Here is a 14,487-nt window from a genome sequence, read left to right as displayed (position 1 = left end):
CTCACCGACCAGCGGCACAGCCGAAGGGAAAAGCGATGGGACGGACACTGGCGGAGAAGGTCTGGGACGATCATGTCGTCCGGCGAGCGGAGGGCGAGCCCGATCTGCTCTACATCGATCTTCACCTGTTGCACGAGGTGACCAGCCCGCAGGCGTTCGACGGGCTGCGCAAGAGCGGGCGGCGGGTGCGGCGCACGGACCTCACCATCGCCACCGAGGACCACAACACCCCGACCCTCGACATCGACAAGCCGATCGCCGACCCGGTCTCCCGCACGCAATTGGAGACCCTCAGGAAGAACTGCGCGGAGTTCGGTGTCCGGCTGCACCCGCTGGGCGACGCCGAGCAGGGCGTCGTGCACGTCGTCGGCCCGCAGCTCGGGCTGACCCAGCCCGGCATGACGGTGGTCTGCGGGGACAGCCACACTTCCACCCACGGCGCCTTCGGCGCCCTGGCGTTCGGGATCGGCACCAGCCAGGTCGAGCACGTGCTGGCCACCCAGACCCTGCCCATGGCCCCCTTCCGGACGATGGCCATCACGGTCCTGGGCGAGCTGCCCGAGGGCGTCACCGCCAAGGACCTGATCCTGGCCATCATCACCAGGATCGGCACCGGCGGCGGCCAGGGCTATGTCATCGAATATCGCGGCGAGGCCATCGACAAGCTCTCGATGGAGGCCCGGATGACCATCTGCAACATGTCGATCGAGGCGGGCGCCCGGGCCGGGATGATCGCCCCCGACGAGACCACCTTCGCCTACCTGGAGGGGCGCGACCACGCGCCCCGGGGCGCCGACTGGGACGCCGCCGTGGAGTACTGGCGGACGCTGCGCACGGACGACGACGCGGTGTTCGACCACGAAGTGGTCATCGACGCCGCCGAGCTGGCCCCCTTCGTCACCTGGGGCACCAACCCCGGCCAGGGCGCGCCGCTGTCCGCCTCGGTGCCCGACCCGGCCCTGTTCGAGGACGCCAGCGAGCGCCTCGCGGCCGAGAAGGCGCTGGAGTACATGGGCCTGAGCGCCGGGCAGAGGCTGCGGGACATCGCCATCGACACCGTTTTCGTCGGCTCCTGCACCAACGGCCGCATCGAGGACTTGCGCTCGGCCGCCGGCATCCTGGCGGGCCGGCGGATCGCCGACGGGCTGCGCATGCTCGTCGTGCCGGGCTCCGTGCGGGTCGCGCTCCAGGCCGTCGAGGAAGGGCTGGACAAGGTGTTCACGGCGGCGGGCGCCGAATGGCGGCACGCGGGCTGTTCGATGTGCCTGGGCATGAACCCGGACCAGCTGTCCCCGGGCGAGCGCTGCGCCTCCACCTCCAACCGCAACTTCGAGGGCCGGCAGGGCAAGGGCGGTCGCACGCACCTGGTCTCGCCGCAGGTCGCCGCCGCCACCGCGGTCACCGGCCGCCTCACGTCCCCGGCCGATCTGGCCGACGTCCCCAGTCCCGTGGAGGTCTGAGTCATGGAAGCATTCACCACGCACACCGGCCGCGCGGTCCCGCTGCGCCGGGGGAACGTCGACACCGACCAGATCATCCCCGCGCACTGGCTGAAGAAGGTCACCCGGGACGGCTTCGAGGACGGCCTCTTCGAGGCGTGGCGCAAGGATCCGGAGTTCGTGCTGAACCGGCCGGAGCGCGAGGGCGCGACGGTTCTGGTCGCCGGCCCCGACTTCGGCACCGGCTCCTCCCGCGAGCACGCGGTGTGGGCCCTGCAGAACTACGGCTTCAAGGCGGTCGTCTCGGCGCGCTTCGCCGACATCTTCCGGGGCAACTCGCTGAAGAACGGCCTGCTGACCGTGGTGCTGCCGCAGGCGACCGTGGACGCGCTGTGGGAGCTGACCGAGGCCGACCCGACCGCCGAGGTCACGGTCGACCTGGTCGCGCGCGCGGTGCGCGCCGAGGGCATCGAAGCCCCCTTCGAGCTGGACGAGAACGCCCGCTGGCGGCTGCTCGAAGGGCTCGACGACATCAGCATCACGCTGCGCGAGGAGGGCGCGATCGCTTCCTACGAGCGCGGCCGTCCCCGCTACAAACCGCTTACCACGCAAAGCGTCTGACACCTTCTCACCACCCGCCCCCGCCGGTTCCGACCGGCGGGGGCGCGTTGCTGACAGGCCGTCACGACACGGGCGTTGAGGGCTTAGGGGGCGATAACAGGCCCAAGGTGGCACAATCGGCCGCATGGAACGCGACGGTCAACTCGAACTCTACGACCGCGTCGCCGCTCGACTGAAGGACGCGCACCGGACGGTGCGGGCCCTGCAAGTGCCTGAGGACGTACGGCAGGCTCTCACCCGGAAGCTGCTGATCATCACCGCGGCCGCGAAGCAGGACCTGCCTGGGGCCGCCCGCCGTCTGGACCGGCTGATGGAGGACGTTGACGCGGGGCGACTGCCGCCGGGGGCACCCGACGACGGCCCCGACGGAACGTCCTGACGGGACGGCGCGATGGTCGAGTTCGTTGCGACACAAGGGTGATTCGCCCGTTTCGCGTTTGATTTGCGGAATATATCTGCCTAACGTGCGAAAAAGCTTGAACACATTCGTTCCAGCATGGCCTGCGAAGGGGAAGACGTGAACAAGGCGCAACTCGTAGAAGCGATTGCCGACAAGCTCGGCGGCCGTCAGCAGGCGGCCGACGCGGTCGATATCGTGCTCGACGCCATCATCCGCGCGGTGGTCGCCGGGGAGCGCGTGTCGGTGACGGGCTTCGGCTCGTTCGAGAAGGTCGACCGTCCCGCGCGGTACGCGCGGAACCCGCAGACCGGCGAGCGGGTCCGGGTCAAGAAGACTTCCGTGCCGCGCTTCCGCGCCGGACAGGGCTTCAAGGACCTGGTCGCGGGGACGAAGAAGCTGCCGAAGAACGACGTCGCCGTGAAGAAGGCCCCCAAGGGCAGCCTTTCGGGCGGTACCACCACCAAGAAGGCCACCACCAAGAAGGCGGCGGCGAAGAAGACGACCGCCAAGAAGGCCACCGCGAAGAAGGCTCCGGCCAAGAAGGCCACCGCGAAGAAGACCGCGGCGAAGAAGAGCACCGCGAAGAAGGCCCCGGCCAAGAAGGCCACCGCCAAGAAGGCCCCGGCCAAGCGGGCGCCCGCCCGCACCACCACCGCCAAGAAGGCCACCGCACGCCGCCAGTGATCACCGTCAGCACTCGGGGCCACCCCGCGGGCCGGACTCCTCGTCAGGGGCCCGGCCCGCTGTCGTTCTCCCGCCGGGCCGTTAGGCTCGGGCCATGCAGGCCACCGCGTACACCTACGACCCGCGCACCCGCTCCGGCAGCGTCCTGCTGGACGACGGCACCCCGCTGGACTTCGGCGCCGAGGCGTTCGACGCCGGGGGCCTGCTGCTGCTGCGGCCCGGGCAGCGGGTGCGGATCGAGGTGACCATCGAGGTGACCGGTGACGGCGACCGGCGCCGGATCACGCTCCTGACCTTGCAGACGCTGTAAGCCCCCGCGCGCTCGCCGCCGTACGCGGCCCGACGCCGAGCGCCAGCGCGGCCCACAGATCCTCCCCGGTGTCCACGTCCCGCCGGACGCTGTCCACTCCCGTGGGCGCGAGCTCGACCGCGCCGGACGCCAGGTGCCGCTCCCGCGAAGGCCCGCCGAACGCCGGTGCCAGCGCCGTTCCGGCCGCCGCCGTCAGCAGTGTGGTGCCGATTCCCGCCGCGTCCGCCAGAAAGCTCCGCGAGCACGCCGCCGCCGCCGCGAGCACCCGCGCCAGCTCCGCCGGGCGCAGGGCGGGCAGATCGGCGTTGAGCGCGGCCACCGCCGCGCCCGGCGCGGCGGCCCGGACGGCGTCGGCGCCGTACGACAGCGCGGCGTTGAGCCCCCGGCCCGGGGTGTCGGGCACGATCCGGGCGCCCAGCAGCGCCAGTCGCCGCCCCGCCAGCGGATCGTCCGTGACAACCGCCACATCCCGCACCGCCGCGCACGCCAGCGCGGCGGCCACCGTGTCCTCGGCGAAGGCCAGCGCGAGCGAGGGCCGCAGAGTGTCCCCGGCCACCGGCGCCAGCCTGCTCTTGGCCAGCGGCAGCGGCTTCAGGGGCACGATGAGCGACCATCCCGTGTCTCGCATGCTGCCATTCTCCTTTCCCTGGTCGACCGTGGCCCGGCCAGGGGCGGCCCGCCCGGCGGCGGCCTTCCGGTGCCCGCGTGAGGGGTGCGCATGAGGGTGCAAAGAGCCCCGCCATGACGACGAGAGATCCGCTGGACAGCCCCTGGGCCCGGGGCGAGGATGGTCCGGCGGTCCGCAAGAGGCCACGTCGGAGCAGCGCGAGAGGGGATGGTGACCGAGTGTCTCGCCGCAGAATCGGCTTCTGGTACCGATTGGCCGCAATTCTGGTAAAACCGCCGCTGTTGCTGCTCTTCAGTCGAGACTGGCGGGGAATGGAGCATATTCCCGTTGAGGGGGGATTCATCACCGCGGTGAATCACAACTCCTATCTCGACCCGCTCTCCTACGCGCACTTCCAGTACAACACCGGCAGGCCACCGAGATTTCTGGCAAAGGTCAGTCTCTTCCAGAGCGGCCCGGTCGGCAGATTCATGCGCGGCACCGGCCAGATCCCGGTCTACCGCGACACCCTGGACGCCGCCGACGCCTTCCGGGCCGCCGTCGACGCCGTCCGCCGGGGCGAATGCGTCGCGTTCTACCCCGAGGGAACGCTCACCCGCGACCCGCGGATGTGGCCCATGGAGGGCAAGTCCGGGGCCGCCCGGGTCGCGCTGATCACCCGCGCCCCCGTCATCCCCGTCGCTCAGTGGGGCGCCCACGAGGCGGTGCCGCCCTACGTCCGGGAGAAGCGGCTGCGGCTGCTCCCGCGCAAGACGCTGACCGTCGTCGCGGGACCGCCGGTGGACCTCGGCGAGTTCTACGGCAGGCAGCCCACCCCCGAGGTGCTGCGCGAGGCGACGGACCGCATCATGGACGCCATCACCGAGCTGCTCGCCGACGTGCGCCACGAGCCCCCGCCCGTCGAGCGCTACGCACACCGGAAGATGCTGCCCGAGCGGCGCGTCCCGCGCCCCGCCCCGGAGGAGGAGAAAGCGGAGTGACACGCGCCGCCGTCTATGGAACCGGCTCCTGGGGAACCGCGTTCGCCATGGTCCTCGCCGACGCGGGCTGCGAGGTGGCCCTGTGGGGCCGCCGCGCCGAGCTCGTCGAGGCCGTCAACATCGACCGCGTCAACCCGGACTACCTGCCGGGCATCAAGCTCCCCCCGGGCATCCGGGCCACCACCGACCCCGCCGAGGCGGCGCGCGACGCGGAGTTCACCGTGCTCGCCGTGCCGTCGCAGACCCTGCGCGGCAACCTGGCGGGCTGGGCCGGCCTGCTGGCGCCCGGCACTGTCCTGGTCTCGCTGATGAAGGGCGTCGAGCTGGGCACCGCGAAGCGGATGAGCGAGGTCGTCGAGGAAGTCGCGGGCGTCGGCCCCGAGCGCGTCGCCGTGCTGTCCGGCCCCAACCTCGCCCGCGAGATCGCCGAACGCCAGCCCGCCGCCTCTGTCGTCGCCTGCCGCGACGAGGAGGTGGCCAGACGGCTCCAGGCCGCCTGCCACACGCCGTACTTCCGCCCGTACACGAACACCGACGTGGTCGGCTGCGAGCTGGGCGGCGCCGTGAAGAACGTCATCGCGCTCGCCGTCGGCATCGCCGACGGCATGGGCCTGGGCGACAACACCAAGGCGTCGCTGATGACCCGCGGCCTCGCCGAGACCGCCCGTCTCGGGTCCGCCATGGGCGCCGATCCGCAGACCTTCGCGGGGCTGGCCGGCATGGGCGACCTGGTCGCCACCTGCTCCTCGCCGCTCTCACGCAACCACACCTTCGGCACCAACCTGGGCCGCGGCATGACGCTGGAGGAGACCATCGCCGTCACCCGGCAGACCGCCGAGGGCGTCAAATCCTGCCGCTCCGTGCTCGACCTGGCCCGCCGTCACGGCGTCGAGATGCCGCTGACGGAGACCGTGGTGGGCATCGTGCACCGCGGCACCCCGCCCCAGGTGGCGGTCGAGGAGCTGATGTCGCGAACCGCCAAGGCCGAACACCGCTGACTCGGGCCACCCCGTTGGGTAGCCTCAGAGGGTTATGAGCAGCGAGACCTCTTCCCAGAGCCCCAAGCCCCGCGTCGCCGTCGTCTTCGGCGGCCGAAGCTCGGAGCACGCCATCTCGGTGGTCACCGCCGGAGCCGTGCTGCGCGCCATCGACCGCACCCGTTACGACGTGCTGCCCATCGGTATCACCACCGACGGGCGCTGGGCCCTGACCGCGGACGATCCGGAGCGGATGGCGATCAGCGAACGCCGGCTGCCCAGCGTCGAGCAGATCGCCGAGCCAGGCGCGGGCGGCGTGCTGCTGCCCGTCGATCCCGGCCGGCACGACGTGGTCTACGCCGAGCCGGGCTCGGTGCCCAAGGACCTCGGCGATGTCGACGTCGTCTTCCCGCTGCTCCACGGCCCCTACGGCGAGGACGGCACGCTCCAGGGCCTCCTGGAGCTCTCCGGGGTGCCGTACGTCGGGGCCGGCGTGCTGTCCTCGGCGATCGGCATGGACAAGGAGTACATGAAGCGGGTCTTCGCCTCGTTCGGCCTGCCCGTCGGCCCGTACACCGTGATCCGCCCCCGTGAGTGGGAGCGGGATCCGGCGGCGGCCCGGAAGAGAATCGTGGACTTCGCTGCGGACCACGGCTGGCCGCTGTTCGTGAAGCCCGCGCGCGCCGGCTCCTCCATGGGCATCTCCCGGATCGAGGACCTGGCCGGCCTGGAGGACGCGATCGAGGAGGCCCGCCGCCACGACCCCAAGATCATCGTGGAGTCGCTGCTGCGCGGGCGCGAGATCGAGTGCGGCGTGCTGGAGTTCGAGGACGGCCCGCGCGCCAGCGTGCCCGCCGAGATCCCGGCCGTCTCCAGCCACGACTTCTACGACTTCGAGGCCAAGTACATCGACTCCGCCGAGGGCGTCGTCCCGGCCCCGCTCACCGAGGAGCAGACGGCCCGGGTCCGCGAGCTGGCCGTGCGGGCCTTCGACGCCGCCTCCTGCGAGGGCCTGGTCCGGGCGGACTTCTTCCTGCTGGAGAACGGCGAGTTCGTCATCAACGAGATCAACACCATGCCCGGCTTCACGCCGATCTCGATGTTCCCACGGATGTGGCAGGCCAGCGGCGTGGACTACCCGGAGCTGATCGACCGCCTCATCCGGGCGGCGCTGCGCCGCTCGACCGGGCTGCGCTGACGGTCAGCCCGACGCGTCCCCGGAGTCGGCCCCGGAGTCGGATTCCGGCTCCGGCTCCGCATACAGCTCATCCAGCGGGATGTGCCCGTCGACCGGGGCGGCGACGTCGATCAGCGGATTCACCTCGGGCGCGTAGGCGTCGGGCACCGTCATCTCCACGAACACCAGCCGCCCGGTGGTGGTGAACCGCTTGCCGTCCGGCTCCTCCTCCAGCAGCCACGACACCCCGTTCACGTCCACCACCTCGGCCAGCGGATCGTAGGTCTCGCTGCCCGGCGTCATCAGCGCCGGGCGTGAGACGCCGCAGCGCAGCACGATCGCGGGGTCCCCCCACGTGGCCGCGAACTCCATCCCGTCCGCCGCCGATCCACGCTCCTCCCCGTCCACGCGCTCCGGGAGAGCGTCCGCCAGCTCCCGGCAGGCGCCCGCGGCCTCGCCGGTGGGGGAGGGCTCCGTCACCTCGGGGTCGTCCGCCCCCGAGGTGCACGCCGCCAGGGCCAGCAGCGCGGCGATCGCCGCCGGGGCCGGATGCGCGCGGAAGGTCATCCGGCGAGCATAAGGGGTGCTACAGATGGACGACCGGGCAGGTCAGGGTGCGCGTGATGCCGCCCACCCGCTGCACCTCGGCGACGACGAGCCGACCCAGCTCGTCCACCGAGTCGGCCTGGGCGCGCACGATCACGTCATAGGGGCCGGTGACATCCTCGGCCTGGAGCACACCTGGGATCTTGGAGATGACATCGGCCACGGTGGACGCCCTGCCCACCTCGGTCTGGATCAGGATGTACGCCTGTACCACGGGTCCTCCACAGCGGCTACGAGGAACGGGGGCGCTACCGTAGCGCGTCATGACCAGCACGGGGGAGACATCAGGCCGCCGCTGGTCACGGCAGGTTGACGGATGGGACCGCGAGACGAGCATGAGGAGAGCTGAGTGAAGGGCAGTGTGGGGGAGCTCGGGGAGTTCGGGCTGATCCGGGAGCTGACGTCCCGGATCACCGGGACACCCGCGGTGCGTCTGGGCCCGGGCGACGACGCGGCGGTGGTGGCGGCTCCGGACCGGAGAGTCGTCGCCACCACCGACATCCTGCTGGAGGGACGGCACTTCCGCCGCGACTGGTCCACCGCCTACGACGTCGGCCGCAAGGCCGCCGCCCAGAACCTCGCCGACATCGCCGCCATGGGCGCCGTGCCCACCGCCGTGCTCGTCGGACTCGTCGTCCCCGCCGAACTGCCCGTCACCTGGCCCGTGGAGCTGATGGACGGCATCCGCGACGAGTGCCGTGTCGCCGGCGCCGGAGTGGCCGGCGGGGACGTGGTGCGCGGCGACGTCATCACCGTCTCCATCACGGCCCTGGGCGACCTCGGCGGCCGGGAGCCCGTCACCAGAACCGGGGCCAGGGCCGGGGACATCGTCGCCGTCACCGGCTGGCTGGGCTGGTCGGCCGCCGGGCACGCCGTCCTCTCCCGTGGCTTCCGCTCCCCGCGCGCGTTCGTCGAGGCCCACCGCCGTCCCGAGCCGCCCTACGTCGCGGGCCCGGCCGGCGCCGCGCTCGGCGCCACCGCCATGACCGACGTCAGCGACGGACTCGTCGCGGATCTCGGTCACATCGCGCAGGGCAGCAAGGTGCGCGTCGACATCGCCTCGGCCTCGCTGGACGTTCCGGCCCAGATGTCGGACATCGGGCAGGCCGTCGGCGTTGACCCGCTGCACTGGGTGCTCACCGGCGGCGAGGACCACGCGCTGGTCGCCACGTTCCCGCCCGAGACCAAACTCCCCGCCCGCTGGCGGACGATCGGCCAGGTCCTGCCCGCGCGCGGCCGGGGCACCCCGTCGGTGACCGTCGACGGCGCCGCGTGGGACAAGGCCGGCGGCTGGGACCACTTCAGCGCCTGACGCGCTCCCGCGGGTACCGTCGGGGCCATGCGAACACCTCCTCGCGTGCTCACCGTCGCCGGCTCCGACTCGGGCGGCGGCGCGGGCGTCCAGGCCGATCTCAAGACCATGCTGGCGCTCGGCGCCCACGGGATGAGCGTGATCACCGCCGTCACCGCGCAGAACTCACTGGGGGTGCGGGGCGCCTGGGAGCTGCCCGTCGAGGTCGTGAGCGCGCAGTTCCGCGCTGTCGCCGACGACATCGGCGTCCAGGCGGTCAAGACCGGCATGCTCGCCACGGCGGAGATCGTCGAGACCGTCGCCGGACTGCTGGCCGGCACCGCCGCCCCGGTGGTGGTCGATCCGGTCGGCGTCTCCAAGCACGGCGATCCGCTGCTGGCCCCCGACGCGCTCGACGCCGTCCGCACCCGGCTGCTCCGCGTCGCCACGGTCGCCACCCCCAACCTGCACGAGGTCGCCCAGCTCACCGGCGTTCGCGTCGGGACGGAGGGCGACATGCGTCGCGCCGCCGCCGCGATCCTCGCCCTCGGTCCGCGCTGGGCGCTGATCAAGGGCGGTCATCTCCCGGGCGACGCCACCGATCTGCTCACCGACGGAACGGCCGAGCACTGGCTGCGGGCCCCGCGTCACGACAACCGCCACACCCACGGCACCGGATGCACGCTCGCCTCCGCGATCGCCGCCCGGCTCGCGCACGGCGACCCGGTGCCGGAGGCGGTGGCCGCCGCCAAGGAGTACGTCACCGGCGCGATCGCGGCCGGCTTCCCGCTGGGAGCCGGCATCGGCCCGGTCGACCACGGTCACCGCATGCGAAAAGCCGGTCCGTCATGAGCGACGGACCGGCTCCGAGCGGCCAGGGGTGGGTCAGCGCGCGACCTTGCCGGCCTTGATGCACGAGGTGCAGACGTTCAGGCGCTTGGGCGTCCCCTTCACCACGGCACGCACCCGCTGGATGTTCGGGTTCCAACGGCGGGGGGTCCGGCGGTGCGAGTGGGAGATGCTGTTGCCGAAGCCCGGCCCCTTGCCGCAGACATCGCAGTTGGCAGCCACGGGTCACTCCAAAGACAGGAATTTACGCTGGGATTCCGGAGCTCCACGGCTCCGGCGAGGTCTGCCCGGTGCGCAGCCGGCACGCGGCGACAACATCGGGCAACCGGGGAAGCATACCCCGGGCGTTCCCCATCAGCGAAATCGCTCCCGGCCGTGACCGGGGCATAAGCTGCGTCCCGGCCGTTCACCGACAGCCGTTCACCGCTGGCCGAGGAGGTCACCACGTGCCGCAGCCGCTCGACGCCGCGGCGGTACGGCGCTGGTGCCGCATCGCCCTGGACGCTCTGGGCCAGGCCCGCGAGGACATCGACGCGATCAACGTGTTCCCCGTCGCGGACGGGGACACCGGCACCAATCTCTACCTGACCGTCGAATCCGCCGCCCAGGCCGTCGCGGCGGCGGAGCCGGCCACCCCGACCCTGGCCGAGGCCGCCCGCGCCATGGCCCACGGCGCGCTCATCGGCGCCCGTGGCAACTCCGGCACCATCCTGGCCCAGCTCCTGCGCGGCATGGCCGAGGTGCTCGCCGCCCACTCCGAGCCGGCCGGCCCCGACACCCTGCGCCGCGCGCTGCGCCGCGCCGCCGCCGCCGGGTACGAGGCCGTCGCCCACCCCGTCGAGGGCACCATGCTCACGGTCGCCGTGGCCGCCGCCGAGGCCGCCGAGCGCGCGGAGGGCGGCACCGCGCGGGTGGCGGCGACGGCCTGTGCCGGGGCCAGGACCGCGCTGGCCGCGACGCCGGACCAGCTCGCCGTGCTGGCCGACGCGGGCGTCGTCGACGCGGGCGGCAGCGGCCTGGTCGCCGTGCTCGACGCCCTCGACGCGGCTCTGTCCGGCCGTGCCCCCGACGCATCGCTCCGCGAGCGCCTGGGCCGTTCCACCGCGCCGCGGGCCGGCGGACCGGTGGGCGCCGAGTGCCCCGAGGCGGACGCCGGCGCGGCCGACGCGGCGGACGCCTACGAGGTCACCTACCTGCTGGACGCCGCGGACGCCGCCCTTCCCGCGCTGCGCGCGCGCCTCGACGCGCTGGGCGACTCGCTGGTCGTCGTGGGCGGCGACGGCCTGTGGCACATCCATGTGCACACCCCGCGGCCCGGCCCGGCCGTCGAGGCGGGCATCGAGGCGGGCCGGCCGCACCGGGTCCGCATCACCGCGCTCGCCGTCGCCGGTCCGCCCCGCGCCCCGCGCTCGGCCCGCGTCATCGTCTCGGTGCTGCCGGGCGACGGGCTCGCCGGGCTGTGCGAGGAGGCCGGCGCCGTGACGCTGACCGTCCGCGCCGAGGATCCGCCGGGCGGCGGCGAGCTGGCCGCCGCGATCCTGGGCGCGCGGGCCCGGGAGGTCGTCCTGCTGCCCAACGACGACGCGCTGTGGCACGCCGCGGCCGCCGCCGCGGAGCGGGCGCGCGCCGAGGGCGTGCGCGTCGCCGTCATCCCCACCCGGTCCCCGGTGCAGGGCATCGCGGCGCTCGCCGTGCACGCCGCCGAGCGCCGTTTCGACGAGGATGTCGTCGCCATGACCGCCGCCGCCGGGGCCACCCGCTTCGGCGAGCTGGCTGTCGCGGAACGGCAGTCCTGGACCACGGCCGGCATCTGCCAGGCCGGGGACGCGCTCGGTCTGATCGACGGCGACGTCGCCGTGATCGGCGCCGATCCGGCCGATGTCGCGAGCGACATCCTCGGCCGGATGCTGTCCGCGGGGGGCGAGCTGGTCACCCTGGTGCTGGGCACCGGCGCCCCCGACGGGCTCGCGGCGCGGCTGGAGGCACAGGTCCGCCGGGGCCACCTCGGCGTGGACACGGTGGTCTACGAGGGGCGGCAGAGCGCGCCGCTGCTCATCGGCGTCGAGTAGGCGCGGCGCAGGGGCAGGCGCAGGGGCAGGGATCGGGATCGGGAGCTGGGGCGGCGCCGGGAGCCGCTGTCGGCCCCATGGTGTGCAATGGGCGGCGTGACCGCACTGCACGAGCCCCTCACCAAGGTCGTCGGCGACACCACCGCCAAGGTGATGGCCGCCCACCTCGACCTGCGCACGGTCGGAGACCTCCTGCACCACTATCCGCGCCGGTACGCCGAGCGCGGCGAGCTGACCCGGCTGGACGAGCTGCCGCTGGACGAGCACGTCACGGTCGTCGCGGAGATCGCGGACACCCGGTCCGCCACGTTCAACCGGGGCAGCGGGGTCCGTCTGGAGGTGACCCTCACCGACGGCAGTGGCCGGCTCCAGCTCGTCTTCTTCGGCAGGCGCGCCGTCCACCACCACGAGAGGACGCTGGTGCCGGGCCGGCGCGGCATGTTCGCGGGGAAGGTCACGCGGTTCAACCGCAAGCTCCAGCTCTCCCATCCCGCCTACGAGTTGCTGGACGCGGAGGACGACGCGGACGGCGGTTCGTCGGCGGTGGCCGACTTCGCCGGCCGGCCGCTGCCGATCTACCCGGCGGTCAAACAGTTGGAGTCCTGGCGGATCGCCAAGTCCGTCGAGGTGGTCCTCGACTCCCTCGGGGCGGTCGGCTGGGAAGGCCTGGTCGACCCGCTCCCCGGCGCGCTGCGCGCCCGGCGGGACCTGATCGAGCTGCCCGAGGCGTTCGAGAAGGTGCACCGGCCGCGCACCAAGCGGGACATCGCCGACGCCCGGGCCCGGCTGAAGTGGGACGAGGCGTTCGTGCTGCAGGTCGCCCTGGCCCGGCGCCGCACGGCCGCCGCCCAGCTCCCCGCCACGCCCCGCCGCCCCGCCGACGACGGCCTGCTGCGCGCGTTCGACGCCCGGCTGCCGTTCACGCTGACCGAGGGGCAGCGGCGGGTCAGCGCGGAGATCTTCGCCGGGCTGGCCGCCGAGCACCCGATGCACCGGCTGCTGCAGGGCGAGGTCGGCAGCGGCAAGACGCTGGTGGCGCTGCGCGCCATGCTCGCCGTCGCGGACTCGGGCGGTCAGTCGGCGCTGCTCGCGCCCACCGAGGTGCTGGCCCAGCAGCACCACCGCTCGATCACCGAGATGATGGGCGCCCTGGCCGAGGGCGGGATGCTGGGCGGGGCCGAGCGGGGCACCAAGGTGGTGCTGCTGACCGGCTCCATGGGTGCGGCGGCCAGGCGCCGGGCGCTGCTGGACGCGGCGACCGGCGAGGCGGGCGTCGTCATCGGCACGCACGCGCTGATCGAGGACATCGTGAAGTTCCACGATCTCGGGTTGGTGGTCGTGGACGAGCAGCACCGGTTCGGCGTCGAGCAGCGCGACGCCCTGCGCGCCAAGGGCGCGCGGCCCCCGCATCTGCTGGTGATGACCGCGACGCCGATCCCGCGCACGGTCGCGATGACCGTCTTCGGTGACCTGGAGACCTCGGTGCTGGACCAGCTCCCCGAGGGGCGCTCCCCGATCGCCAGCCATGTGGTTCCGGCCCGGGACAAGCCGCACTTCCTCTCCCGGGCCTGGGAGCGGGTCCGGGAGGAGGTCGAGGCGGGCCACCAGGCGTATGTGGTCTGCCCCCGGATCGGGGACGGCGACGAGGCGGGCACGGCCGCGCGCAAGGGCCGGGCGGCCGGGGAGGAGAGCGCCGGGGAGAAGACGGGGGAGGGCGCCGGGGACGGCGAGGAGCGGCGCCCGCCGCTCGCCGTCCTCGATGTCGCCGCCGAGCTGGCCGGGGGCCCGCTGCGGGGCTTGCGCACCGAGGTGCTGCACGGACGACTCGCCCCCGACACCAAGGACGACGTGATGCGCCGGTTCGCTGCCGGGGAGGTCGACGTGTTGGTGGCCACCACGGTGATCGAGGTCGGGGTCAACGTGCCGAACGCCACCGCGATGGTGATCATGGACGCCGACCGCTTCGGCGTCTCCCAGCTGCACCAGCTCCGCGGTCGCGTCGGCCGCGGCACGGCGCCGGGGCTGTGCCTGCTGGTCAGCGAGGCGCCGGAGGCCGGCGGTGCCCGGGCCCGGCTGGCGGCGGTGGCGGCGACGACCGACGGCTTCGAGCTGTCCCGCATCGACCTGGAGCAGCGCCGCGAGGGCGACGTGCTGGGCCAGGCACAGTCCGGCGGGCGCAGCAGCCTGCGGATGCTCACCGTCATCGAGGACGAGGACGTCATCGCCGAGGCCCGCGCGGAGGCCACCGCCCTGGTCGCCGCGGACCCCGCGCTGGAGGGCTCGCCCGCCCTGCGCGCCGCGCTGGACGCGCTGCTGGACGCGGAGCGCGAGGAGTTCCTCGACAAGGGCTGACCTGCGGCCGAAGCTTTCTGACGGATCGTCAATTGTCAGTGCCACCTGGGAGAATGGTCTCAGTCCGCCCGATCCATCCGGGATCGGGCGGGAGTGGACCGTTG

The 14,487-nt window shown here is 73.2% G+C and carries 16 protein-coding genes; 12 read left to right on the top strand and 4 right to left on the bottom strand.

What is annotated here, in order from left to right; genetic code table 11:
• Positions 1 to 35: 35 nt before the first annotated feature.
• From leuC to OIE51_RS07225, 5 genes are all read left to right on the top strand, one after another.
• A complete protein-coding gene (gene leuC / locus OIE51_RS07245) occupies positions 36 to 1,460 on the top strand; it encodes a 3-isopropylmalate dehydratase large subunit (protein ID WP_326596358.1) in 1,425 nt (474 codons plus the stop codon).
• A gap of 3 nt (positions 1,461 to 1,463) precedes the next feature.
• On the top strand, positions 1,464 to 2,060 hold the full coding sequence (gene leuD / locus OIE51_RS07240) for a 3-isopropylmalate dehydratase small subunit (RefSeq protein WP_326596357.1): 597 nt from the start codon (positions 1,464 to 1,466) through the stop codon (positions 2,058 to 2,060).
• A 124-nt stretch (positions 2,061 to 2,184) separates the two neighbouring features.
• Complete coding sequence (locus OIE51_RS07235; protein ID WP_326596356.1) at positions 2,185 to 2,439, top strand: hypothetical protein; 255 nt, start codon at positions 2,185 to 2,187, stop codon at positions 2,437 to 2,439.
• Positions 2,440 to 2,577: 138 nt separating this feature from the next.
• A complete protein-coding gene (locus OIE51_RS07230) occupies positions 2,578 to 3,144 on the top strand; it encodes an HU family DNA-binding protein (RefSeq protein ID WP_326596354.1) in 567 nt (188 codons plus the stop codon).
• 94 nt (positions 3,145 to 3,238) lie between these two features.
• Positions 3,239 to 3,454 carry a hypothetical protein gene (locus OIE51_RS07225; protein ID WP_326596353.1) on the top strand — a complete coding sequence of 72 codons (216 nt, stop codon included), beginning with the start codon at positions 3,239 to 3,241 and terminating at the stop codon, positions 3,452 to 3,454.
• Here OIE51_RS07225 and cofC read toward each other — a convergent pair.
• Positions 3,426 to 4,082 carry a 2-phospho-L-lactate guanylyltransferase gene (cofC, locus tag OIE51_RS07220; RefSeq protein WP_326596352.1) on the bottom strand — a complete coding sequence of 219 codons (657 nt, stop codon included), beginning with the start codon at positions 4,080 to 4,082 and terminating at the stop codon, positions 3,426 to 3,428. The genes OIE51_RS07225 and cofC overlap by 29 nt on opposite strands.
• A 218-nt stretch (positions 4,083 to 4,300) precedes the next feature.
• Here cofC and OIE51_RS07215 point away from each other — a divergent pair, with 218 nt between their 5' ends.
• The 3 genes from OIE51_RS07215 to OIE51_RS07205 are packed head-to-tail and all read left to right on the top strand — an operon-like array spanning position 4,301 to position 7,237.
• Complete coding sequence (locus OIE51_RS07215) at positions 4,301 to 5,062, top strand: lysophospholipid acyltransferase family protein (RefSeq protein WP_326596351.1); 762 nt, start codon at positions 4,301 to 4,303, stop codon at positions 5,060 to 5,062.
• Complete coding sequence (locus OIE51_RS07210) at positions 5,059 to 6,060, top strand: NAD(P)H-dependent glycerol-3-phosphate dehydrogenase (protein ID WP_326596350.1); 1,002 nt, start codon at positions 5,059 to 5,061, stop codon at positions 6,058 to 6,060. The genes OIE51_RS07215 and OIE51_RS07210 overlap by 4 nt, the downstream gene beginning before the upstream one ends.
• A gap of 34 nt (positions 6,061 to 6,094) precedes the next feature.
• Positions 6,095 to 7,237 (top strand): D-alanine--D-alanine ligase family protein, encoded by a 1,143-nt coding sequence (locus tag OIE51_RS07205; protein ID WP_326596349.1) that lies wholly within the window; start codon positions 6,095 to 6,097, stop codon positions 7,235 to 7,237.
• Between the two features lie 3 nt (positions 7,238 to 7,240).
• Here the strand turns inward: OIE51_RS07205 and OIE51_RS07200 are convergent, their stop codons facing one another.
• Both OIE51_RS07200 and OIE51_RS07195 read right to left on the bottom strand, forming a co-directional pair.
• Entirely contained in the window at positions 7,241 to 7,783 is a 543-nt protein-coding gene (locus tag OIE51_RS07200; RefSeq protein WP_326596348.1) for a DUF3515 domain-containing protein, read from the bottom strand.
• A 19-nt stretch (positions 7,784 to 7,802) separates the two neighbouring features.
• Positions 7,803 to 8,036: an Lrp/AsnC family transcriptional regulator gene (locus OIE51_RS07195; RefSeq protein ID WP_326596347.1), complete on the bottom strand. Its 234-nt coding sequence runs from the start codon at positions 8,034 to 8,036 to the stop codon at positions 7,803 to 7,805.
• Positions 8,037 to 8,171: 135 nt separating this feature from the next.
• Between OIE51_RS07195 and OIE51_RS07190 the strand changes: the two genes are divergently transcribed.
• Positions 8,172 to 9,134, top strand: a complete 963-nt coding sequence (locus tag OIE51_RS07190; protein ID WP_326596346.1) for a thiamine-phosphate kinase — start codon at positions 8,172 to 8,174, stop codon at positions 9,132 to 9,134.
• Positions 9,135 to 9,161: 27 nt separating this feature from the next.
• On the top strand, positions 9,162 to 9,965 hold the full coding sequence (gene thiD / locus OIE51_RS07185; RefSeq protein ID WP_326596345.1) for a bifunctional hydroxymethylpyrimidine kinase/phosphomethylpyrimidine kinase: 804 nt from the start codon (positions 9,162 to 9,164) through the stop codon (positions 9,963 to 9,965).
• Between the two features lie 33 nt (positions 9,966 to 9,998).
• On the opposite strand, the gene rpmB is transcribed toward thiD, so the two are convergent.
• Positions 9,999 to 10,184: a 50S ribosomal protein L28 gene (gene rpmB / locus OIE51_RS07180; RefSeq protein WP_326596344.1), complete on the bottom strand. Its 186-nt coding sequence runs from the start codon at positions 10,182 to 10,184 to the stop codon at positions 9,999 to 10,001.
• Positions 10,185 to 10,408: 224 nt separating this feature from the next.
• On the opposite strand from rpmB, the gene OIE51_RS07175 reads away from it, so the two are divergent.
• Positions 10,409 to 12,031, top strand: coding sequence for a DAK2 domain-containing protein (locus tag OIE51_RS07175; RefSeq protein ID WP_326596342.1), 1,623 nt, complete (start codon positions 10,409 to 10,411; stop codon positions 12,029 to 12,031).
• Between the two features lie 87 nt (positions 12,032 to 12,118).
• The gene (gene recG, locus OIE51_RS07170; RefSeq protein WP_326596340.1) at positions 12,119 to 14,383 is read left to right on the top strand and encodes an ATP-dependent DNA helicase RecG; all 2,265 of its coding nucleotides are present in this window, start codon (positions 12,119 to 12,121) and stop codon (positions 14,381 to 14,383) included.
• Positions 14,384 to 14,487 lie beyond the last annotated feature (104 nt).

This window comes from Streptomyces sp. NBC_01803 (genome assembly GCF_035917415.1).
Lineage (GTDB): Bacteria > Actinomycetota > Actinomycetes > Streptomycetales > Streptomycetaceae > Streptomyces.
Note: the sequence above shows the minus strand (reverse complement) of the source record. Positions and strands in the feature narration are given on the sequence as shown.